Below are 20,969 nucleotides of genomic sequence, written 5' to 3'. Positions count from 1 at the left end.
GAGCGCCTGCCGGGAGCATGGCGAAGGCCGAGTCAGACGTCCCGAAACGCGTTCCCGGCCCAGTTGCCCATTCTAGCCTTCTGAGGGCCTGCAGACACGTCTTGCGGGCGCGCAAACAGGGGTCGGTCTGCGAAAAAGGGCCCTGGACGGCCCATAAACGGGGTTCGGAGGCCCGAGCAGGGGTGTCGACAGGTCCCCGTACGTCGAAGCGGCTCCCGGCGCGCCCTGTCAGCCGGCCGTGCCGAAGAGCCCCGCGCCCAGCGGGCGGTCCTCCGCGTGACCGGGCAGCACCAGGAAGGTCCCGGTCGCGGTCGTGGTCGCGAAGTCGAGCATCCGGTCGCTCTCCTCGAGGCGCTGCATCGTCGCGGTGAACGCCCGAAGGGTGCTCTGGAAGCTCACGAACAGCAGCCCGGGGTCCGGGTCGTCGATGGAGTACGAGCGCCGCAGCATCAACGGCACCCCGGCGTCGCGGGCGTGGGCCCGGCGCACGTGCGCGTCGGCCGGGACCAGGTACTGCCCGTCGGGCGTCTTGGCGCCCAGGTCGATGTCGGCACCGCCGGAGAGCGCGAGCGACGAGCCCCGGCGCCGGCCCACCGCGGCCTCTTGGCCGTCGACGCCGAGGCGCCGCCACCCGGCGACGTCGATCCGGAACCGGCGCAGCACGGCGATGGTGCCGCCGGCCACCGGTACGGGCCCGGCCAGCCACACGCCCTCGGCGAGCTCGTCGGCCGAGCGCGGCGCGACGATGCCGTCCTGGAAGCCCTGGACGTTGCGGGTCGCCTGGTGGTCCCCCGGCGTCGCGGCGTAGGCACCCCGCCAGCCGCGCTGGGCCCACCGCAGCCGCGCGGAGCCGCGCAGCTGCTCCTCCAGGGTCGCCACGGCGAGCGCCACGACGAGCGGATCGGAGGCGCAGACCTGGAGCCACAGGTCGCCGCCGCGCTCGCGCTCCCCCATCTCCTCGCGCCGGTACGACGGCAGGTCGGTCGCGCCGGGCAGGTCGGCCCCGGCCCGGCGGACCAGCGCCGGCCCGACGCCCACGGTGACGGTCAGGTCACCGGGGTCCACCCCGTCGGTGGCCTCGGTGGTGAGCGTGCGGATCGTGGTCCCCAGCGCCGCGAGCAGCGGCCCGGGCGGGACGTCGAGGTCGAGGACCAGCGAGGTCAGGTGGGTCTGCGGGAGCACGGGGCGGTCGATGCCCGCCTGGGCGGTGCCGTCGGCCGCGACCGGGCCACCGGCCTCCCCCGCGGCGCCGGCGCCCCCCGGCACCGGCGCCGCGGAAGGACCCGGCGTCCGGTCCGCACCGCAGCCCGCGACACCCATCGCGGTCACGGCGGATCCGAACGCGAGCAGGCCCCGCCGGCTCGTGCGGGCGGTCATCGGGGCACCACGGCGAGCGGCACGGCGTACCAGACCGTCCGCCGGGTCCACTTGCCCGGCCCGAGCCGGCGACCCGAGCACACCACGATCACGGCCTGTTCCGACCCCCAGTCGCGGAACGCCTTGGCGCGGGGCACCCGGGCCGCCGGGTAGCTGCGCCGCGCGTGCACCCGGTAGCAGACGGTCCGTCCGTCGGCAGCGCGCAGCGAGAAGGTGTGCCCGGCACGCAGCGTGCGGAGCAGGGAGTTGCCCAGCGCCGAGCCGTCGGGCCAGGTGTGGGCGTCGAGGATGACCGAGCCGACCCCGGCGCCGGGGCGGACCTGGCGGTCCCAGCCGACCATCTTCTTGCCGGCCTTGGTGACCGGCGGGGTCCCGATCGCACCGCTCGCCGTACGGCGCACGCGGACGACCCGGAACTCTCGGCCGAGCACGTCGAAGCGGGCGCCCACGGGACGGATCCCGGACGACGCGGTCGTCGCGCAGGTGGTGGTGCGGGCGGCCGGGTCGGCCGCAGCCGCAGCGGGAGCGGCGGACGCCGGTCCGGGCAGCAGCGCGGCCACCGTGGCCAGCGCGAGCACGAGATACCTCATCGGACCATCACCCACGCGCTCAGCAGCGATCGGCCGGGCACCTTCACGGACGCGAGGTCGGGCATCGTGGGGCCTTCCGGTAGCGGCTGCGGGGCGGTCGTGACGTCGGTGAGCCCGGGCAGGGCGGTCGGCAGCGGCACCTCGAGGAAGCTCATCCCCGGCGGTGCGGCGGCGAGGCGCGCGACCTGCTCCGGCGCGACCGCGCGCCCGGCGGTCTGCGCGGTGCAGCCGGCGCCCGCGATGGGCAGCCCGGCGGGCAGGGTCGACGTCCCGGGCTCGGGGCAGTTGCCCGTGCCGAGCACCCGCGCGGAGGAGATGTCGGCGAAGTCGATCGCGTTGCCGGCGTACGCGTTGCCGGTCAGGGTGTTGCGCAGGGCCGGCAGGTCGCTGGAGCTCGCGATGCTGATCCCGGCCCGGCGGTGCCCCTCGACGCGGTTGCGGACGAAGCGGTTGTCGGTGCCGCCACTGATCCCGATGCCGATGCCGAAGCCGCCGTCGGCCTGGGCCGGGCTGGTCGCCTCGTTGTTGTCCACGACCAGGTTGCCGGCGATGACGTCGCCGGTCTGGGGGATGAACGCCTCCTGGTAGTCCGACAGGAAGGTCATCCCGACCCGGTTCGAGCTGAACCGGTTGCCGACGACCATGAGCGGGGTCGACGCGTTGGCGTTCTCGAAGCCGACCGCGTTGCGCTCGGCCACGTTGCCGGTGACGAGGATGTCGCAGGCGTGGCACTGCCCGACGTAGAAGCCGCTGTCGGCGGAGCCGCTGGCGTAGTTGTCGCGGATGACGCCGTGCTGGGCGTTGAAGGCGTAGATGCCGTAGAGCCCGTTGTTCGCCGCGGTCACGTGGTCGACCTGGAAGCGCTGCAGCGGCGGGAACTTCTCGGGGTCGAAGTTCTCGTAGCCCGAGCCGTCGGTGTTGGCGCGCGGCCCGTCGCCGTCGTGCAGGCCGGTGACGAGGACCCCGTAGAAGGTGGTGCGCTGGACCGTGAGGTTCTGGATCCGGACCCCGTCGGCGATCCCGACGACGCCGTGCGGCCGGATCCCGTCGCCGTCGATGATCACACCCGCGCGGTCGGTGCCGCGCACGGTGACGTCCTCGGTCGCGACCACCACGCTCTCGTGGTAGGTCCCCGGCGAGACGAGCACCATCCCGCCGGGAGCCACGCGGTCGACGGCCTCCTGGATCGTCGGGGCGTCCTGGGGGACCTCGACGAGCGGGGAGCCTGCGGGCGAAGGAGCGCCGGGATGAGGGGGGGCGTCGTCCTTCGCGCCGCAGGCGGTCAGCAGGGCCGGCACCAGGGCCAGCGCGGCGACGAGTCCGCGAATGCGGCTCACGAGGTCCTCCTGAGGAAGCGCAGCACCTTGCCGGGGATCGCGGCCGGCTCGCCGTCGCCGACCGTGAAGGTCGCGGGGTCGCCGCCGCCGATCTGGGCCTCGAAGCGGACGAGGTGGCCGGTCCGGTCGACCCAGTACGTCGTCCGCGAGGACGCCGCCGCACCCGGGCTGCCGTCCGCGGCCGCTCGGCCCGGACCGCTCATCACGTACACCGTGTCGTCTCCCTTGCCCTCGACCCGGAGCAGCCGGGCCCCGCTCTGCTGGAGGAGCACCGGGTTCTCCGGCCGGTCCGCGCCCAACTGGAGCGCGAGCGCCAGCGCCACGTCGGTCGGCTGGCTCGCGTCCATCGGGCGCTGCGTCCAGGCGGTCGCCGCCGGGACGGCGCCGTCGGCCGTGCCGCTCGCCGTACCGACCTGGTCGGTGCTCCAGGCGATGACACCCGAGGTCAGCGACTCGCTGCTCCCGGGCTCGCTCGTCGTGTAGTCGCCGTAGGCGGCACCGGCACGGAAGTCCACGACCACGCTCGCGCGCAGCGTGACGGCGCCGTGCGCCTCGATCGTCAGCGGGACGCGTCCCGCCGAGAAGTTGTTGAACCGGAGCACCGCCAAGGCCTGGGCCTGCTCGGTGGTGAGCCGCTTCGGCGGCTCCGCGTCCGGTGAGTTCTGCTGCTGCCCGCACCCGGTCAGGCAGGCAGCAGCGGCTACGGCCGAGAGGATCAGCCGTAGCCGCCGCTGGTTGCTCACTACTTACCGGATCCCGGGCAGCACCCGAGCACCCGTCGCCGGAACACCGGCGAGCTGGCTCGTGGTCGCGTAGAAGCGGTTCTTCGAGGTGAGGCGGGTGCCCTTCGGGTCGGAACCGGTGAGCGTGACCTTGTCACCGTGGAGACGCGCTCCCGGCTTCATGGTCAGCTTCGCGGTGCACTTGAAGGTGACGCCCGGCTTCCAGGTCTTCGGGTTCGCCCCGAAGCTGGCGGCCCAGCGGACCACACCCTTGCGGTTGGCCTTGACCGTCTTGCCGTCGGGGAAGGTGCACCGGAAGTCGGTGACCTTCGCGCCGCTCAGCGTGCGGTCGCTGACCTGGACCCGGCGGATCGGCGAGGTGCCGAGGTTGGTCGCCGGCATCACGATCTTCCGCGTCTGGCCGGGGCGGAACCGCAGGGCGGTGCCCTTGGTGTCGGCCTCGGCGCCCGTCGCCTTGTCCTTCTTGGTGATGACGATCTTCGACGTGTACCCGGTCTTGGCGTAGTACTTGTCGGCGTCCGTCACCGGGGCGACGCCCGCGACCGGCTGGTTGGTGAGCGGGTTGAACTGCTCACCGACGACCTTGATCCGGTCGGCGTGCACCTCACCGGCCTCCAGGTCGATCGTGCCCGTGCAGGGGAACGAGTCACCCGGCAGGAACATCCCGGCCCAGGTCGTACCGGTGGCGGGGCCACCGAGCGCCGAGAAGTCGCAGGTGAGGCCCTTCATCGCGGGCTTCGAGAGCGTCTCGTCGGTGACCTTCACGTTGCCCAGGGCCGCGTTGCCGTCGTTGGTGACGATCATCGCGACCGGCTGCGCACCGGTCATGCCGTTCGGGCCGGCCTGGTAGACCGTCGGCGACGCCTCGTTGTTGGCGTGCGACAGCGGTCCACCGACGGGGCCCTCGAGGCGGCCGTCGTACTTGACGATGTGGATGCTCGGCTTCGGGGTGAACCCGAAGTCGAGGTCGTGGTTGTTCTCGCCCGGCTTGCCGGTCTTGAGCGAGATCGCCGGGTACCCGTCGCCACCCGCGGTCGCCTTGTTGCCCTCAGGACCAGTCGCGGTCTTGGAGAGCGCCCAGTCGGCACGGTCGAGCGGACCGCCCGGCTGGTAGTCGGCGGGGTTGTCCATCTTGACCACGTAGTCGGTCTCGTAGTCGAGGCCCTCGGTGGTGAGCGAGTCGAAGTAGTACTCGCCGCGGTCGTTGGTCGTCGTGGTGGCGACCAGGTTGCCCTGCTTGTCGTACAGGTTCACCGTGGCACCGACCACCGGGTTCTCCCCGGCGCTCTGCTTGCCGTCGGCCGCGTCGTTGTACCAGACCCGGTTGCCGATCTGGATCGGCGCGAGGTCGCACAGGACGTCCATGTCGGCCAGGCCCTGGCCCTTGCCGAACTTGAGGCCGAGACCGCTGGCCTCGCCGATCGTCTGACCCGCGGTGTTGTTGCCCGTGCCGCGGTTCTTGGCGACGATCGCCTGGGTGTGGAACGCGCCGCCGCCGTCCATCTCGTCGATGATCAGGCCGGGCTCGGCGCGGCTCATCGTCATGCCGGCGAAGACGCCGTTCGGGTGGACGACCTGGGTGTCGTAGAAGCGGTTGACCGGGCTGCCGGCCGCGACCGGAGCGATCCCGCAGCCGCCGTTGCTGTCGAGGACGTAGGTCCCCGAGCCGCCCAGGCACGCCTTGTTGAGGTCGCCGCCGACCTGGTAGTACGGGTAGACCGTGCCACCGGCGTCGGTGCGGGCCTCGAGGTTCACGCCGACCTGGTCACCGGTGCGGTCGCGGAAGGCGAGGTTGAGGTCGCCGTTCGCCTCGACCACGATCTTGCCGAGCCACGGCGTCGGGACGCTGACCTGGCCGTTGTTGCCGCACCACATGTCGTCGTTCCAGCCGAACCAGCCGGCGTCGCCCATGCAGGCGTAGCCGTCGCCGGCACGCTTGTAGGAGATCGACTGGTCGAGGACCGTGGCGATGCTCGCGTAGGTGGTCTCGTTGAAGGTCTGGACGACCGCACGCATCGTGGTCGCGCGGGCGGTGCCCTCGCTCTCACCGCTGCAGACGCCGCCGGCGTACAGCACGCCGTCGGCCTCGCCGAGACCGCCCGGACGCCAGTCACCGGCGTTGGCGCAGCCCGGGTCCGGGATGGCGAAGGAGGTCAGCGGCGTCGCGGCACCCGAGGTGTCGGTGACGTCGTAGACGTAGACCTTCTTGTCGTTGAGGTTGGCGACGAAGAGCTTGGTGTAGTCGTCGCTCATGACGATCGCGCCGAGGGACTCCTTGCCGACCACCGTGCGGAAGTCGAAGTCCTCGTTGCCGCCGTTGGCGACACCCGTCGAGTCGTGCAGCGTGGTGCCCGCGTTGGGGACCGTCGCGAAGGCGCGGGTCAGACCCGTGGCCGGGTCGGTCACGTAGAGACCGCCGGGGCCGAGCGGACCGTAGTCCACGTTGCGCTTGGCGAAGGCCGCGGAGAAGACGTTCTTGCGGATCCGGTCGTACGCGATGCCGTAGACCGCACCGGTGCCGATGTCGCTGCCCGTGGTCTTCGACTGCGCGAGCTCCTGGTAGGCGCTCGTGTTGTAGTTGGTGAGGAAGACCGTGTCCTTCGACTCGGTGCTGGCGTCAGCGCCCGCACCGTCGTGGACGAACATGCCCGGCTGGCAGGCGTTGGCGACCTGCGGGTTCGACTGGCAGTAGTCCCGCGCGCGCCAGAAGCCGGTGGTCACGGTCTTGTCCGAGCCCGACGACAGGTCGACGAACTCCTGGTTCGACGAGAGCCGCGTGGCCGAGGGCGTGTCGGCCGGGTCGGCGGACGACGCGAAGGCCGGCGTGTAGTAGGTCGCGTCGGGGTTGGCGACGTTGACGCGGTACTTGCCGCCCGTCAGCCGGGGGTCACCCGCCGGCAGCGTCGCGACACCAGTCGCGTCCGTCGTCAGCGACACGGTGTGCCCGAAGGCATCGGTCACCGTGACCGCCACTCCCGGCAGGGCCAGGTCGATGACCGGGTCCCAGGCGCCGTTCGCCCCCATGTCGCGGATCACCCGCACGGTCAGTCCGCCATCGCCACTCGCTGCTTGCGCCGCCGGCGGCGTCGGCACGCCGACACCGAAGGCGAGCGTTCCGGCGCCGAGCGCCAGCGCCGCGATGCGAGCGGTACGACGGCCGGGCCGACGCCCGATCCGATCAGCACCTGTGTGCACCTTGAACTCCTTCACGTCCCCACTCAGAAAAACTCGGTCGGGCGCGATTCAAGGGGAAGGACTCAGGTCCGGTGGTCCGAAAAGCCCTTCCCGGCGCCAGATGACCCCCCTTCCGGGGTCCCCTCCCGGGACCGCACGACACCCGTCCGCAGGGGGCGGGCCTCGGCACCCAGTCCGAGCTGGTCCAGCCCGATGCGGCGCCCGCGGCTCAGCTCCGACCAGATGGCCGCGATGAGCTCGTCGTCCGGTCCGACGAGGACCCGGAGGCCGGCGAGCACACCGTCCTGCTGCTGGGCGAGCGGCGCGTCAGCGACCAGGAGCACCGGGTGCTCGGACGGCGCCGCCTCGGCCAGCCAGGCCGCCAGCTCGCCGGCGGTGCTCCCCGACCACACCAGGTCGAGACCGGGCTGCTCACCGATCAGCTCCTCGCTGCGCCTGCGGTGGCGGGGGTCCCGGTCGGCCAGCGCGACGCGCCACCGGTACCGCCGCGCACGGGGGCCGAACTCCCGATCTCTCGTCATCTCTGTTCCGCGGTCGAGGGGCGCTCGATCGCGCCCGCTGGCTGCTGCACCGGCACACAGCCAGGTCGCGCCGAAATGCTAGGGACGACGGGCGGTTCCGGGACCGGAGCGGCGGATTTGACCTCCGTTCAGGGGGCCGCCGGGAGGTCAGGAACGCGACGGCGGATCGAGGTAGCCGTCCTGCTGGGCGACCGTGTTGAGCTCGAGCTTGGTGCCCACCGGGCGCCCGGCGGTGGCGTACTTGGCCTTCACCCGGCTGAGGTACTTCTTGGCGGTGTCCTTCTTGACGCCGAGGGCGGCGGCGACCGCCTCGAGCGTGAGCCCGGAGGCGTAGAGGACGAGCGCCCGCTCTTCCTGGTCGCTGAGCTGGGGGCGTTCGGCGTCCCCGGCGATCACGCTGGCGAGCTCGGGGGTCAGCCACTGACCGCGGCCGAGCACCGTCCAGATCGCGGCGACGATGTCCTCCTCGGAGTCGCGCTTGCCCGCGATGCCGCCGATGCCGGCGCGCAGGATCTTGCGGACCAGCTCGGGCGAGGCCATCGCCGACAGCACGAGCACCTTGAGCCCGGAGCGGGTGAGCTCGCGGACGACGGCCGGGTCGGCGCTCGCCCCGCGCTCGACCATCAGGTCGAGGATCAGCAGCTGCGGGCGCCGGGGCTCGGGCACGGTGTCGAGCCAGGCGGTGAAGTCGCGGAGGGTCTCCCCGCTCCACACCACGCGCAGGCCCGGCTGGGCGGCCACCAGCTCCTCGGTGCGCTTGCGCTGGAGCATGTGGTCCTCGACCAGCGCCACGCGCCACTCGTAGCGCCGGGCGCCCTGGGAAGGAACGTTCACGAGTCCTCATCTCCGATCCTCACGGTTTCCGGCGCTGCCACCGGGACCACCACCTCGACCAGGTCCTGCGGGCCGAAGCTCTGCACCGACATCTCCACGCCGTCCGGCAGCCGCCAGGCCCGCGCCACCGTCGCCAGGTACGGCGCCGGGCCGACCAGCGTGAAGCGCAGGCTCCGGGGAGCCGGGAACAGCGTCGTCGTCATCTGCTCACCCGCAGGTACGGCGCCCACCGCGGTCAGCAGCAGCTCGCCCAGCGCCGGCGCCACCTCGGCACCCGCATCCACCGGGCCCGAACGGACCGCGAGCGCGGCCTTGCCGGTGCGCGCCTCGGCGAGCGCCCGGGCGAACCAGTCGCCCATCCACACCAGCTCGGGGTTGAGCTGGGTGAGCTGGCGCAGGTAGGCCTCCTCCTCGACGCAGACCTGCCGCAGCGGCTCCGCCGTGGGATCGACCTCCCCGTCGGCCACCCGGCGCAGGATCGCCACGGACTCGGCGAGCCCCGCGGCCGCCCAGCGCCGGCGGGATCGGCTCGCGGCCTCCCGGGTCTCGACCTCGGTCCGCAGCCGGGCCGCGGCCTGCTGGTCGGCGACCACCTGACGGCCGATGGTGATGACCATCCGCTGGAAGGCGGCCCAGGCCGCGACGAGGCCCACGCACGCCGCACCGGCGACGAGGACGGAGACCGCGCCCCGGCCGCTCGACGGCGCCACCAGCGCAGCGACCGTCGCGATCGTCAGCAGCAGCATGCCGACCGGCCACCAGGCCATCCGGCGCCAGTACCGGTCGCCGAGCACGAGCAGGAGCGGCCCGCTGGGGCAGATCGCCTGCCACAGTACGATCTCCGAGCGCCCGAAGTCGACCGCCGCCGCGGACAGCACGAACGCCGCCGACGAGCCGACGCCGAGCAGCAGGGGCAGCAGCACCCGGCGTGGCCGGGTGTCCCCCCGCAACCACCAGGCCAGGGCCCAGACGGCCGCGACGACGGCGACCATCGGGTACTCCTCGGTCGCCTGCCCGCGGTGGTTGGTGAAGGCCAGGTAGACGCCGACCACGACGAGGGCGAGGGCGAAGAGCCCCGACGCCCGTCGCTGGAGCCCGTCGACCACCGCGCCCATCATCGCGTCGGTGGCGGCGCTCCGGTCGGCCTCGGCCGGAGCGGCCGGACTGCCGGCCATGGTCCAGGTGAGCGTGACCCGGGTGCCGAAGCCGGGGGTGGAGACCAGCTCGACGTCGACCCCGGTGTCGCTCAGCCGGCCCAGCACCGACTCGGCGAGACCGCGCCCGGACGGCGCGACGCCGTCGAAGCCGACGCCGTCGTCGCTGACCGTGACGACCAGCCCGCTCGGCCGGACCTGGACGTCGACGCGCACCTCGGCCGCACGGGAGTGCTTCTCGGCGTTGCGCACCAGCTCACCGGTGGCCCGGGCCAGCGCGTCGAGCACCGCCGGGGGCACGAGCGCCTCGCGCCGGGCGAGCTCCTCGTCGGAGACGCCGGTGTGGACGATCCGGATGCCGCTCGCGTACAGCCCGTGCCGGATGCCGTGCCCGGCCAGGGGCAGCTCGGCGTCGTCGGTGATCGCCTCGAGCGTGGCGACGTCGCGGGCGCACCGGGCGCGGACCGCGTCCAGGTCGGTGGTCGCGCCACCGCCGTTGGCCAGCGCGCCGAGGGTGTTGATGACCGTGTCGTGCAGCAGCCGGGCGTCCTCGGCGGCGCGGCTGCTGGCCGCTCGGCGTACCTCGACGGTGTGGCGCTCCGCGTCGGCGAGCTCGTGCTCGGCGTCAGCACGACGGACGAAGTCGAGCAGGAAGGTGACCCCGAACCGGCTCGCCACCATGATCGCCAGGGCCGTCCCCGCGACGGACGCCGGCAGGCCGCTGCCCGAGTCCGGCACGGTGAGCACCATGAGCACCGGGACCACCAGGGCCGCGCCGACCGGCCAGGCGATCGCGGTGCGCCCCCGCATGAGGAAGGCGGGGAGGATCGCGGCGAGGTTCGCCATCCAGCAGGCGGCCAGGAGCAGCGGGCTGTCGGGCGAGGTGACCGTCGTCCAGTCGACCAGGAAGGCGGCGTACGCCAGCAGCATCACGTTCCACACCGGGAGCCGGCCGGACGCGACGAGGAGCGCGCAGCCGGCCAGGGCCAGGTGCGCCGCGAGCAGCGCGACGCGCAGCGCCGGCGCGACCGGCTCGATCACGACCGTCAGCACCATGACCGCCTGCCACAGCGCCATGCCGCGCAGGAAGGTCCGGCTGATCGACGCCGTGACCGTCCGCATCGTCCAGCCGGCCTGGCCCTCGTCGCCGAAGGGGTCGTCCAGAAGCCGCCGGCGGACGCTTGCCCACCCCACCACCGTTTGCTCTCCCCGCTTCCCACCCTGGTCGCCGATCGCAACCGGAGACGGGAGGAACGCTAGTGGACGCGGCCACCGTCGAGCACCGAACCCCGACCCACGACCCCCGTTCGGGGGTCAGCCGTAGGTGTCGCGCGGACCGCGGCTGCCGGGCGCCTTGCGGCGTCCGTGCTTCCAGCTCGGTGCGTGCGGGCCGAGCACCTCGACCACGGTCACCGTGCCGTGGCCGAGCTCCTCGTTGAGCCGCTTGACCACCGTCGCGGCGAGCAGCTTGAGCTGGGTGGCCCAGGCGGTCGAGTCGGTGCGGACCACGAGCGTCCCGTCGACCAGCGACTCCGGCGTCGAGTGGGCGCCGATCTCGGCACCCACGATCTCGGCCCAGCGGGCGAAGACGCCGCGTACCTGGAGGTCGAGCGCCCAGCCCCGGCCGTCGATGAGCCGGCCGAGCTCGGAGCCGAGACCCTGGGGGTCGCGACCGTCGGGATAGGCACTGCTCAGCTGGGCCTCGCCGCGCACCCGACGTCCGCGCGGCGTCCAGGTGGACTTGCTGCCGGAGGACGACCCGGAGCCTCGGCGCGGACGCCGGCCCGCGGGCGTGGTGCTCGCCCCGGCCGTGCCGAGCATCTGGGCGCGGGCCAGGTCGAGGCCGTCGGCCCGGTGCTCCTCGGGGACCTCGGCACCCTCGGGCCCCTCGGTCTGCTCCTCGTCGGGCTCAGGCACGGGTCACCTCCCCCGCGGCGACGTGGAAGGTGGTGCCGGCCAGCTGCTCAGGCACGTCCGCGGCGACCGCGGCCGTCACCAGCACCTGCTCCGCACCGGCGACGAGACCGGCGAGCTGGACCCGCCGCTCGGCGTCGAGCTCGGCGAAGACGTCGTCCAGGACCAGGATCGGGTCGTCGCCGTCGGCCCGCAGCAGGTCGTACGACGCCAGCCGCAGCGCCAGCGCGAAGGACCACGACTCCCCGTGGCTGGCGTAGCCGCGCACCGGCAGCCGCTGCTCATCGCCGGGCCCCAGGGTGAGCAGCACGTCGTCGCGGTGCGGCCCGACGAGCGTGAGCCCGCGGCCGATCTCGTCGGACTGGCGGCGCTCCAGCTCGGCCCGGAAGGCCTCGGGCGTCGCCTCGGGCACGCTCGCCTGGTACTCGACCCGGGCGTCATCGCGCGAGGCACCACGGGCCACCGCCTCGTACGCCTTGCCGACGTACGGCGCCAGGTCGGTCGTCAGCGCCTGGCGCGCCGCGAGCAGCTCGCTGCCGGTCGCGACCAGGTGGTCGTCCCACACCGCCAGGGTGGCGAGCGCCGCGTCGCGCGCGGAGCCGCGCGCGGCGTAGAGCGTCTTGAGCAGGGTGTTGCGCTGCTTGAGCACCCGGTCGTAGTCGGAGAGGACCCCGGCGTAGCGCGGGGTGCGCAGCACCAGCAGGTCGTCGAGGAAGCGCCGGCGCTGACCCGGGTCGCCCTTGACCAGCGCGAGGTCCTCGGGACTGAAGACCACCGTGCGCACGATGCCGGCCAGGTCGCGCGCCCGGGAGAGCGGCGAGCGGTTGATCCGGGCCCGGTTGGCACGCCCCGGGTTGAGCTCGACCTCGAGGATCGCCGTACGCCCGTCGCGCACCACCGCGGCGCGCACGATCGCCTGGTCGGCGCCCGCCCGGATCAGCGGAGCGTCGGTGGCGACCCGGTGCGAGGAGAGCCGCGAGAGGTAGTCGACCGCCTCGACCAGGTTGGTCTTGCCCTGGCCGTTGCTGCCGACGAAAGCGGTGACGCCGGGCTCCAGCGCGACGTCGATGTCGGCGTACGAACGGAAGTCGTGCAGCGTCAGGTGCGCCACGTGCACCGGTCCACCTCCTCCCGTGATCCGATTCTCCCCGATTCTCACCGCGATCGGGTTTGGACCGGGCTGGATCACCCTAGGCTGACCGGCATGACGCAACCACCCACCCCTCCCCCGCCGTACGGCGGGCCCGGCGCCCCGGGCGGCTACGGCGCCCCGGCCGGGCCGTTCTTCATCAACTACCTCGGCCAGGAGCAGGGCCCGATCGACTTCGGTCAGCTCGCCCAGATGGCCGTCAGCGGCCAGCTCAAGGCCGACACCGCCGTTCGCACCGCGGAGAGCCAGCAGTACGTCCTCGCCAAGGACGTGCCCGGCCTGTTCTCCGACAAGGAGTGGGTGATGACGCTGATCTTCACCTGGCTCCTCGGCAGCCTCGGCATCGACCGCTTCTACCTCGGCTACACCGGTCTGGGCATCGCCAAGCTGCTCACCTGCGGTGGCCTCGGCATCTGGTCGCTCATCGACGCGATCCTGGTCACCCTGCGCAAGATCCCCGACGCCCAGGGCCGTCCGCTCCGCTGACCTGGTGTGCCATGACCACCACGCAGCAACCGACGACCTCCCGGCGGATCGCGAGCACCGAGGTGCTCGCGGCCGCCGGGATCGTCGCGCTCGGGGCGAGCTTCGTGTTCTCGCCCGAGCACGTCGAGGACGGGCCGGTCATCTGCCCGTTCCGCAACCTCACCGGGCTCCCGTGCCCGGGCTGCGGTCTGACCCGGTCCTGGGTCTACCTCGCCCACGGGTGGTGGCGCGAGGGTCTCGCGGCCAACCCGTTCGGCATCGTCCTGGCGCTGGTGGTGCTCGGCCTGGCCCTCGCCGTGGTCCGCGCGCGGGTACGCCGTACCGCGGCGCCGTCGCTCGACCGGCTGGTGCGCACGCCCCTCGCGGTGGTCGTCCTGACCGCGTGGCTCGGCTTCGCCGTGGTCCGCGCGGTGCTCTCGGTCTAGACCGCTACTCCTTGCGCACGGCGTGCCCGCCGAACCCGTTGCGCATCGCGGCGATCGCCTTCATCGCCGGGCTGTCCTCCTGGCGCGAGACGAAGCGTGCGAAGAGGCTGGCCGAGATCGCCGGCATCGGTACGGCGTTCTCGATCGAGGCCTCGACGGTCCACCGGCCCTCGCCGGAGTCCTCGGCGTAGCCCTGGAGGGCGTCGAGGTGCTCGTCGGCGCGGATCTGGTCGACGAGCAGGTCGAGCAGCCACGAGCGGACGACGGTCCCGGTGCGCCAGGAGGCGAAGATCTCGGGGACGTTGTCGACGATGTCGACCTTCTCGAGCAGCTCCCAGCCCTCGGCGTAGGCCTGCATCATGGCGTACTCGATGCCGTTGTGGACCATCTTGGCGAAGTGCCCGGCGCCGGGCGTCGGGCCGCAGTGGACCAGGCCGTCGTCGGTGTCGGCGGGCTTGAGCGCCTCGAAGGCGGGCATCACCTTGGCCGCGTCCTCGGGGGCGCCGCCGTACATGAGGGCGTAGCCGTTCTCGAGGCCCCACACACCGCCGGAGACACCGCAGTCGACGAAGCCGATGCCGTTCTCGGCGAGCGAGGCGGCGTTGACCGCGTCGTCGGTGTACTTGGAGTTGCCGCCGTCGACGACCAGGTCGCCCGCGCCCAGCAGGTCCTTGAGCTCGGCGATCGTGGAGCGGGTCGGGTCACCGGCCGGCACCATCACCCAGACCACCTTGGGTGCGGGCAGCGCCTCGACCATGGCGGCCAGGCTGGGGACGTCGGCCAGGTCCGGGTTGCGGTCGTAGCCGACCACCGTGTGGCCGGCGTTGCGCAACCGGGTGCGCATGTTGCCACCCATCTTTCCGAGTCCTACGAGTCCGATGTGCATGGCGCATCTCCCTCTGGTCGCGGGGTGGGTGGCGGTGGTGCGTGGCCCGGGTCAGCTCAGCAGGCGCCGCGGCATGAGCAGGTAGCGGAAGCTCCCGCCCTGGTCGGCGGCCTCGTCGCCGGTGCCGCTGATGACGACCGGCTTGGAGGCCTGGGTGAAGGCCAGCTCGACGACGGCCTCGTCGATCGCGCCGAGCCCGTCGAGCAGGAAGTTCGGGTTGAAGCCGGTGACCAGGTCGTCGCCCTCGATCTCGGCGGCCACCGACTCCGAGGCCTGGGCGTCGTCGCCCGAGCCCGCGTCGAGGATGAGCGCACCGTCGCGGAAGCTCAGCTGGACCGCGGTGTTGCGGTCGGCGACGAGCGAGACGCGCTTGACCGACTCGATGAGCTCCTGGCGGTCGATCTTGGCGATCGTGAGCTTCTCGGACGGGAACAGGCTGCGGACCTTGGGGAACTCGCCGTCGAGGAGCCGGGTCGTGGTCCGGCGTACGCCGCCGGGGCCGGTGCCCTCGAAGCCGATGATGCCGTCGCCGGCACCGGAGGCCGACAGCGCGATGGTCACCTCGGGGCCGGCGGTGAGCGACTTGGCGGTGTCGCCGAGCACCTTGGCCGGGACCAGCGCGGCGACGGTGGCGTCGGGGGTGCCCGGGTTCCAGGTGAGCTCACGCTGGGAGAGCCGGAAGCGGTCGGTGGCGAGCAGCGCGATGGTGTCGCCCTCGATCTCGAGGCGGACACCGGTGAGCACCGGCAGCATGTCGTCGCGACCGGCGGCGGTGACCGCCTGGGCCACGGCGTGCGCGAAGGCGTCGCTGGGCACGGTGCCGGTGGCGGCCGGCATCTCGGGGATCGTCGGGTAGTCCTCGACCGGCATCGTCTGCAGCGAGAACCGCGAGGAGCCGCAGGTCAGCGAGACCCGGGCGCCGTCGAGCGTCAGCTCGACGGGCTTGTTGGGCAGGCTGCGGCAGATGTCGGCGAGCAGCCGGCCGCTGACCAGCGCCTTGCCCTCGTCGTTGACCTCGGCGGTCAGCGTGGCCCGAGCGGAGGTCTCGTAGTCGAACGTCGAGAGCACCAGGCCGTCGCGACCGGCCTCGATGAGCAGGCCGGCGAGCACGGGCGCGCTCGGTCGGACGGGCAGGCTGCGCGCTGCCCAGGCGACGGCGTCAGCGAGCACATCGCGTTCGACACGGAACTTCACGTCGTCCTACCTCTTCACGAGTTGGGTGGGAGTTGCATCCTGCCACGTCGCCGGTGAGGGATGCACCGGGAGGGATCGATCCACAGGAAGGGGGCTCGGAGGAGTTCCGGCGATCGAGGGCAGCATGTCGTCAGGGAGTGGTCATAGCGGCGGTGGAAACTGTGGAGAACCGGCGTTTGCCCAGGTGAGCGGCGGTTTTGCCGGTGGATGACGGCTGTGGACGAAAACCGAATGACAAGGCCCGGGTGTGGACGACGGGGGCGCTGTGGAGCGCGCGCCTGGCGGCTCCACGGAATCCTCCCCGTGTAGTTCTCACAATTCCGCCGGTTTTCTCCACAGGTTCTTGTCGTTCGCCGCGGCCGTGCGTCAGCTCTGGCGGGCCTGCATCTTGACCCGGTTGGTGAGCTCGCTGACCTGGTTGAAGACCGCGCGGCGCTCGCCGAGGAGCTGGTTGATCTTGCGCTCGGCGTACATCACGGTCGTGTGGTCGCGGTTGCCGAACTGGGCGCCGATCTTGGGCAGCGAGAGCCCGGTGAGCTCGCGGCACAGGTACATGGCGATCTGCCGGGCCATCACCAGGTGCCGGCCGCGGCTGGGTCCGGTGAGCTCGTCGATCGAGAGCCCGAAGTAGGCCGCGGTCTGGGCGATGATGAGCGACGCGGTGATCTCGGGCTCGCCGCCCTCGGGGATCAGGTCCTTGAGCACGATCTCGGCGAGCGTCATGTCGACGTCCTGCCGGTTGAGGTTGGCGAAGGCGGTGACCCGGATCAGGGCGCCCTCGAGCTCGCGGATGTTGGTCTGGATCTTCGAGGCGATGAACTCGAGGACGTCGGAGGGCGCGGTGAGCCGGTCCATCGCGGCCTTCTTGCGCAGGATCGCGATGCGGGTCTCGAGGTCGGGCGGCTGGACGTCGGTGATCAGGCCCCACTCGAACCGGTTGCGCAGCCGGTCCTCGAGCGCCTCGAGCCGCTTGGGCGGGCGGTCGGAGGTCAGCACGATCTGCTTGTTCGCGTTGTGGAGCGTGTTGAAGGTGTGGAAGAACTCTTCCTGGGTCTGCGTCTTGCCCTCGAGGAACTGGATGTCGTCGATGAGCAGCACGTCGATGTCGCGGTACTTGCGCTTGAACCGGTCCTGGCGGTCGTCGCGGATCGCGTTGATGAACTCGTTGGTGAACTCCTCGCTGGAGACGTAGCGCACCTTGGAGCCGGCATAGATGGTCCGGACGTAGTGGCCGATCGCGTGGAGCAGGTGGGTCTTGCCGAGGCCGGACTCGCCGTAGACCAAGAGCGGGTTGTAGCTGCGCCCCGGCGCCTCGCTCACCGCGACCGCGGCCGCGTGCGGGAAGCGGTTGGAGGAGCCGATGACGAAGGTCTCGAACGTGTACTTGGGGTTGAGCCGCGACTCACCGCCCGTCGCTGCGGCCGAGGGACCGGAGCCGCTGGCGGCGCCGAGGTCGGGCATCGACGGGCCGGGGCCGGTCGGGAGCGGGGTGTCCGGCGTACCGGAGGTCGACATGTCGACAGGTGGACTTGTCGACAAATCGACATGTCGATCCACGCTGGGGGCTTCGACGGGCGCGTCGTAGCTGGGGCTCTCGTACGCCGGCCCGTCGTCGTACGACGCGGACTCGGCGCCGAGCTCGTGGCGCAGCGAGCTGTCCACGGTCACCGCGAGCTGGACCTCGTGACCGAAGCGCTCGGTGAGGGCGTCCTCGAGCTCGCCGCGCAGCCGGCCCTCGAGGCGCTTGCGGGTGAAGTCGTCGGGCACGGCCACGATCGCGGTCGTGCCGTGGAGGGTGACCGGTCGGCTGGCCTGGAGCCAGGCGCGCTGGTGGGTCTGCAGGTCGCCGACGACCGCGGACCACTCGTGGACCAGGCGCGCGGTGGCCGGGTCGACGGGAGGGGTGTCCGGGGCGGGGGTGTCGATCTCGTCCTGGGGCTGATCCGGGTTGCCGGTCACGCCTGTCCCTCTCGTTCGTGGTGGGTGCTGCAGCGCCGTCGGCGGGCGGTGGCCCGACCTGGCTCCACAAGTTTGTCCACAGGTTGTGAACATTTGCATCATCGGGCTCTCGATGCGGTCGGGAGACCGTTCGATCGCCGACCGCAACCAGTGTTTCCGCAGGTCAGCGGCAGGATCCCGAGATGTGGTGGGAGCCTGCCCCGCGGTGGCCGAGGGGGCGAGCCGACACCGGCGGGGAAACCCGGATCGGTCGAACCTAACCGCCGCGGGGCCTGTGGATCAACCTGTCATCCACAGGTTGTGGTCCGGGGTGGAGATGGATCACAGAACCCGCTGCCGAGGGGCCGCCGGTTTGACCCCTGATCCGGCCTCCGCGTACCGTTGATCGGTCAGCCGGTGTCGACCGGTGCCGCATGTCCACGACCTTCTCGCTCCCCGCGGGGTCGTCGTGGCTGCGCGGTGCCGGCCGACGTGCTGAGCGGACTCCCGACCGGAGTGCGCTGGAGGCTGCCGGCAAGACCCTTCCCGTACATGCATTGAGAGGCCGATTCGTGAGCAAGCGGACGTACCAGCCCAACAACCGTCGCCGTCACAAGGTGCACGGTTTCCGACTGCGGATGCGCACCCGCGCCGGTCGCGCCATCCTGGCGAACCGTCGCCGGAAGGGCCGCTCGAGCCTGTCCGTCTGACGGACGGACCAGCGTGTCCGCCCAGCGGTTCCCGTGGGGCTGACGTGCTCGCTGCAGGCCACCGGCTGACCGACCCGGATCTCTTCCGGGCGGCCGGCCGTCGCGGCCGTCGTGCGGGATCGCGCACCCTCGTCGCCCACCTGCTGCTCCTCGAGGAGCAGCAGGTTTCCGGCATGTCCGGGGGCACGCAGGATCCGGCCGTCCAGGTCGGCTTCGTCGTCAGCAAGGCGGTCGGCGGTGCCGTGGTCCGCAACCGGGTCAAGCGCCGGCTGCGGCACGCGATGCGCGAGCGCGTCGCGGCCCTGCCGCTGCGGTCGGTGCTCGTCGTCCGGGCGCAACCGCCGGCGGCCGAGGCGTCGTACCCGGAACTGCTGGCCGATCTCGACCGTTGTCTGGACCGCGTGAGCGCGGAGCAGCGGGAGGCTCGATGAAGTGGCTCTTGATCGGTCTGGTGCGCGGCTACCAGCTGGTGGTCAGCCCGTTCCTCGGACCGTCGTGCCGCTACTACCCCTCCTGCTCGGCGTACGCCGTCGAGGCGCTGCGCGTGCACGGCGCGATCAAGGGCACCTGGCTCGCGATCCGGCGGCTGCTGCGCTGCCACCCGTGGGCACCCGGCGGCGTCGACCACGTCCCGCCGCGCCGCTCCGCGGGCTCCTCCCCCGAGCTCGAGACCGAGCCCGACGCGCGCGCTGAGCGCGCCTCCGACTTCCGCCCGGCGACCGTCGCCGGCGGCCACTCCCAGCAAGGAGCCTGATTCCGTGGGATTCATCGGCGACATCGGCCACTTCATCATGGTGCCGCTGTACTACATCATCTCGGCAGTGCTCATCGGCTGGCACGAGCTGCTCAGCCTGGTGCTCGACCCCAAGGGCGGTCTGTCCTGGGCCCTGTCGATCATCGGCCTGACGCTGGTGATCCGGGCGGCGCTCATCCCGCTGTTCGTGAAGCAGATCAAGTCCAGCCGCAACATGCAGCTGCTGCAGCCCAAGGTGAAGGAGCTGCAGAAGAAGTACGGCCACGACCGGCAGAAGCTGGCCGAGGAGACGATGAAGCTCTACCGCGAGGCGGGCACCAACCCGTTCGCGTCGTGTCTGCCGATCCTGCTGCAGATGCCCATCTTCTTCGCGCTCTTCCGGCTCCTCGACCAGGCCGCCAAGACCGGCAAGCCGCACGGCTTCCTCGACGCCGAGCGAGCGCGTGAGTTCGGCCAGTCCGACATCTTCGGCAAGATCCCGCTGGCCGACTCGTTCTGGGGCTCGCGCACCTGGGGCGACGACCCCAACAGCCTGGTCATGATCGTCGCGCTGATCCTGGTGCTGGCGATGACCGCGACCACGTTCACCACGCAGCGTCAGCTGATGGCCAAGAACATGCCCGCCGAGGCGATGAGCGGCCCCTACGCCCAGCAGCAGAAGATGCTGCTCTACATCCTCCCGGTGGCCTTCGGTCTCGGTGGTGTGGCGTTCCCGGTCGGTGTCCTCCTCTACTGGACCACCTCGAACCTGTGGACCATGTGCCAGCAGTTCTACGTCATCCGCAACAACCCGGCCCCCGGTACGCCGGCCTTCCAGGCCAAGGTCGACCGGGACAAGGCCAAGGCGGCCCGGCACGGCCACGCGACGACCGAGACCGCGGTCGAGGAGCGTCCCGAGGTCGAGGTGCGTCCCTCGACGCGCCAGCAGCCCAAGCGGCAGAGCCGCTCCCAGCGCAAGGGCGGTCCGCGGACCCCGGCGTCGGGTGCGGGCGCCGGCGGCACCCCGAACAACCCCGACGGTCAGGCGAGCAGCTCGCCGACCGAGGGGACCGACGAGACCACGAACGAGCAGGGAGACAGCAAGTGAGCGCCGAGACCGAGACCGAGACCGAGGTCGTGACCGAGGTCCTGGAGGCCCCTGAGGCCCCCGAGGACGCCGCTGTGGAGGCCGACGAGGCCGACGAGGCGGGGGAGGGTGACCACGTCTCCCGGCTGGAGCAGGAAGGCGATATCGCCGCCGACTACCTCGAGGAGCTCCTCGACATCGCCGACCTGGACGGCGACCTGGACATCGACGTCGAGGCGGACCGCGCGGCGGTCTCCATCGTCGGCGCCGAGCTGAGCCAGCTGGTCGGTCAGGACGGCAAGGTGCTCGAGGCGCTGCAGGAGCTCACCCGGCTCGCGGTCTACCGCGAGACCGGCGAGCGTTCCCGGCTCATGCTCGACATCTCCGGCTACCGCGCGGACAAGCGCTCGCGGCTGACCCAGCTGGGCAGCGAGACCGCGGCCGCCGTCGCCGCCTCGGGCGAGCCGGTGTCGCTCGACCCGATGTCGCCCTTCGAGCGCAAGATCGTGCACGACGCCGTGGCGGCCGCCGGTCTCCGCTCGGAGTCCGCCGGCGTCGAGCCGCGTCGGTATGTCGTCGTGCTGCCCGCGGACGCCTGAGCGTCCCGGTCCGTACGAGTCGACGTTTCACGTGAAACACGACGACACTGCACCCCCGGTGTCCCCCGGTCCTGAGGATGAGGACCGTGCGGGCCC

General features: G+C 72.1%; 20 protein-coding genes. 7 read left to right on the top strand and 13 right to left on the bottom strand.

Annotation, left to right across the window (positions count from 1 at the left end; all coding sequences use genetic code 11):
• Nucleotides 1-228 precede the first annotated feature (228 nt).
• From CCO04_RS11295 to recF, 10 genes are all read right to left on the bottom strand, one after another.
• Entirely contained in the window at nucleotides 229-1,377 is a 1,149-nt protein-coding gene (locus CCO04_RS11295) for a Dyp-type peroxidase (protein WP_215814239.1), read from the bottom strand.
• Nucleotides 1,374-1,967: a class F sortase gene (locus tag CCO04_RS11290; RefSeq protein ID WP_215814238.1), complete on the bottom strand. Its 594-nt coding sequence runs from the start codon at nucleotides 1,965-1,967 to the stop codon at nucleotides 1,374-1,376. Before CCO04_RS11290 ends, CCO04_RS11295 begins: the two co-directional genes overlap by 4 nt.
• A complete protein-coding gene (locus CCO04_RS11285) occupies nucleotides 1,964-3,304 on the bottom strand; it encodes a right-handed parallel beta-helix repeat-containing protein (RefSeq protein WP_215814237.1) in 1,341 nt (446 codons plus the stop codon). The genes CCO04_RS11290 and CCO04_RS11285 overlap by 4 nt, the downstream gene beginning before the upstream one ends.
• A complete protein-coding gene (locus tag CCO04_RS11280; protein WP_215814236.1) occupies nucleotides 3,301-4,047 on the bottom strand; it encodes a hypothetical protein in 747 nt (248 codons plus the stop codon). Before CCO04_RS11280 ends, CCO04_RS11285 begins: the two co-directional genes overlap by 4 nt.
• Nucleotides 4,048-4,050: 3 nt before the next feature.
• Complete coding sequence (locus CCO04_RS29745) at nucleotides 4,051-7,257, bottom strand: SdrD B-like domain-containing protein (RefSeq protein WP_215814235.1); 3,207 nt, start codon at nucleotides 7,255-7,257, stop codon at nucleotides 4,051-4,053.
• 47 nt (nucleotides 7,258-7,304) lie between these two features.
• Nucleotides 7,305-7,763, bottom strand: coding sequence for a hypothetical protein (locus CCO04_RS11270; RefSeq protein ID WP_215814234.1), 459 nt, complete (start codon nucleotides 7,761-7,763; stop codon nucleotides 7,305-7,307).
• A 147-nt stretch (nucleotides 7,764-7,910) separates the two neighbouring features.
• Nucleotides 7,911-8,597: a hypothetical protein gene (locus CCO04_RS11265; protein ID WP_215814233.1), complete on the bottom strand. Its 687-nt coding sequence runs from the start codon at nucleotides 8,595-8,597 to the stop codon at nucleotides 7,911-7,913.
• Nucleotides 8,594-10,945 carry an ATP-binding protein gene (locus CCO04_RS11260; RefSeq protein WP_215814232.1) on the bottom strand — a complete coding sequence of 784 codons (2,352 nt, stop codon included), beginning with the start codon at nucleotides 10,943-10,945 and terminating at the stop codon, nucleotides 8,594-8,596. Before CCO04_RS11260 ends, CCO04_RS11265 begins: the two co-directional genes overlap by 4 nt.
• Before the next feature lie 120 nt (nucleotides 10,946-11,065).
• Nucleotides 11,066-11,668 carry a DciA family protein gene (locus tag CCO04_RS29740; RefSeq protein ID WP_308281179.1) on the bottom strand — a complete coding sequence of 201 codons (603 nt, stop codon included), beginning with the start codon at nucleotides 11,666-11,668 and terminating at the stop codon, nucleotides 11,066-11,068.
• Nucleotides 11,661-12,782 carry a DNA replication/repair protein RecF gene (gene recF / locus CCO04_RS11250; protein ID WP_215814231.1) on the bottom strand — a complete coding sequence of 374 codons (1,122 nt, stop codon included), beginning with the start codon at nucleotides 12,780-12,782 and terminating at the stop codon, nucleotides 11,661-11,663. The genes CCO04_RS29740 and recF overlap by 8 nt, the downstream gene beginning before the upstream one ends.
• Nucleotides 12,783-12,869: 87 nt before the next feature.
• Between recF and CCO04_RS11245 the strand changes: the two genes are divergently transcribed.
• Together CCO04_RS11245 and CCO04_RS11240 are read left to right on the top strand one after the other, a co-directional pair.
• Complete coding sequence (locus tag CCO04_RS11245; protein ID WP_215814230.1) at nucleotides 12,870-13,301, top strand: NINE protein; 432 nt, start codon at nucleotides 12,870-12,872, stop codon at nucleotides 13,299-13,301.
• A gap of 11 nt (nucleotides 13,302-13,312) precedes the next feature.
• Nucleotides 13,313-13,726: a DUF2752 domain-containing protein gene (locus CCO04_RS11240; protein WP_215814229.1), complete on the top strand. Its 414-nt coding sequence runs from the start codon at nucleotides 13,313-13,315 to the stop codon at nucleotides 13,724-13,726.
• A 4-nt stretch (nucleotides 13,727-13,730) separates the two neighbouring features.
• Here the strand turns inward: CCO04_RS11240 and gnd are convergent, their stop codons facing one another.
• From gnd to dnaA, 3 genes are all read right to left on the bottom strand, one after another.
• Nucleotides 13,731-14,612: a phosphogluconate dehydrogenase (NAD(+)-dependent, decarboxylating) gene (gnd, locus tag CCO04_RS11235; RefSeq protein ID WP_215814228.1), complete on the bottom strand. Its 882-nt coding sequence runs from the start codon at nucleotides 14,610-14,612 to the stop codon at nucleotides 13,731-13,733.
• A gap of 51 nt (nucleotides 14,613-14,663) precedes the next feature.
• A complete protein-coding gene (gene dnaN, locus CCO04_RS11230) occupies nucleotides 14,664-15,806 on the bottom strand; it encodes a DNA polymerase III subunit beta (protein WP_215814227.1) in 1,143 nt (380 codons plus the stop codon).
• Nucleotides 15,807-16,172: 366 nt separating this feature from the next.
• Nucleotides 16,173-17,732, bottom strand: coding sequence for a chromosomal replication initiator protein DnaA (dnaA, locus tag CCO04_RS11225; protein ID WP_374197005.1), 1,560 nt, complete (start codon nucleotides 17,730-17,732; stop codon nucleotides 16,173-16,175).
• Between the two features lie 584 nt (nucleotides 17,733-18,316).
• Between dnaA and rpmH the strand changes: the two genes are divergently transcribed.
• From rpmH to CCO04_RS11200, 5 genes are all read left to right on the top strand, one after another.
• Nucleotides 18,317-18,454, top strand: coding sequence for a 50S ribosomal protein L34 (gene rpmH, locus CCO04_RS11220; RefSeq protein ID WP_075018668.1), 138 nt, complete (start codon nucleotides 18,317-18,319; stop codon nucleotides 18,452-18,454).
• 44 nt (nucleotides 18,455-18,498) lie between these two features.
• Nucleotides 18,499-18,885: a ribonuclease P protein component gene (gene rnpA, locus CCO04_RS11215; protein ID WP_215814226.1), complete on the top strand. Its 387-nt coding sequence runs from the start codon at nucleotides 18,499-18,501 to the stop codon at nucleotides 18,883-18,885.
• Complete coding sequence (gene yidD / locus CCO04_RS11210) at nucleotides 18,882-19,208, top strand: membrane protein insertion efficiency factor YidD (protein ID WP_215814225.1); 327 nt, start codon at nucleotides 18,882-18,884, stop codon at nucleotides 19,206-19,208. The genes rnpA and yidD overlap by 4 nt, the downstream gene beginning before the upstream one ends.
• 4 nt (nucleotides 19,209-19,212) lie before the next feature.
• A complete protein-coding gene (yidC, locus tag CCO04_RS11205; protein WP_215814224.1) occupies nucleotides 19,213-20,295 on the top strand; it encodes a membrane protein insertase YidC in 1,083 nt (360 codons plus the stop codon).
• 74 nt (nucleotides 20,296-20,369) lie between these two features.
• Nucleotides 20,370-20,873, top strand: coding sequence for a R3H domain-containing nucleic acid-binding protein (locus CCO04_RS11200; RefSeq protein ID WP_257754412.1), 504 nt, complete (start codon nucleotides 20,370-20,372; stop codon nucleotides 20,871-20,873).
• The last annotated feature ends 96 nt before the right edge of the window (nucleotides 20,874-20,969 follow it).

This window comes from Pimelobacter sp. 30-1, assembly GCF_018831735.1.
GTDB lineage: Bacteria > Actinomycetota > Actinomycetes > Propionibacteriales > Nocardioidaceae > Nocardioides.
This window is presented reverse-complemented; position numbering and strand designations above follow the sequence as displayed.

What these genes read in the sequence shown, in the direction of transcription:
- CCO04_RS11295 (WP_215814239.1), bottom strand. Translation starts at nt 1,377, where the DNA reads ATGACCGCCCGCACGAGCCGGCGGGGCCTGCTCGCGTTCGGATCCGCC.
- CCO04_RS11290 (WP_215814238.1), bottom strand. Translation starts at nt 1,967, where the DNA reads ATGAGGTATCTCGTGCTCGCGCTGGCCACGGTGGCCGCGCTGCTGCCC.
- CCO04_RS11270 (WP_215814234.1), bottom strand. Translation starts at nt 7,763, where the DNA reads ATGACGAGAGATCGGGAGTTCGGCCCCCGTGCGCGGCGGTACCGGTGG.
- CCO04_RS11245 (WP_215814230.1), top strand. Translation starts at nt 12,870, where the DNA reads ATGACGCAACCACCCACCCCTCCCCCGCCGTACGGCGGGCCCGGCGCC.
- CCO04_RS11240 (WP_215814229.1), top strand. Translation starts at nt 13,313, where the DNA reads ATGACCACCACGCAGCAACCGACGACCTCCCGGCGGATCGCGAGCACC.
- gnd (WP_215814228.1), bottom strand. Translation starts at nt 14,612, where the DNA reads ATGCACATCGGACTCGTAGGACTCGGAAAGATGGGTGGCAACATGCGC.
- yidD (WP_215814225.1), top strand. Translation starts at nt 18,882, where the DNA reads ATGAAGTGGCTCTTGATCGGTCTGGTGCGCGGCTACCAGCTGGTGGTC.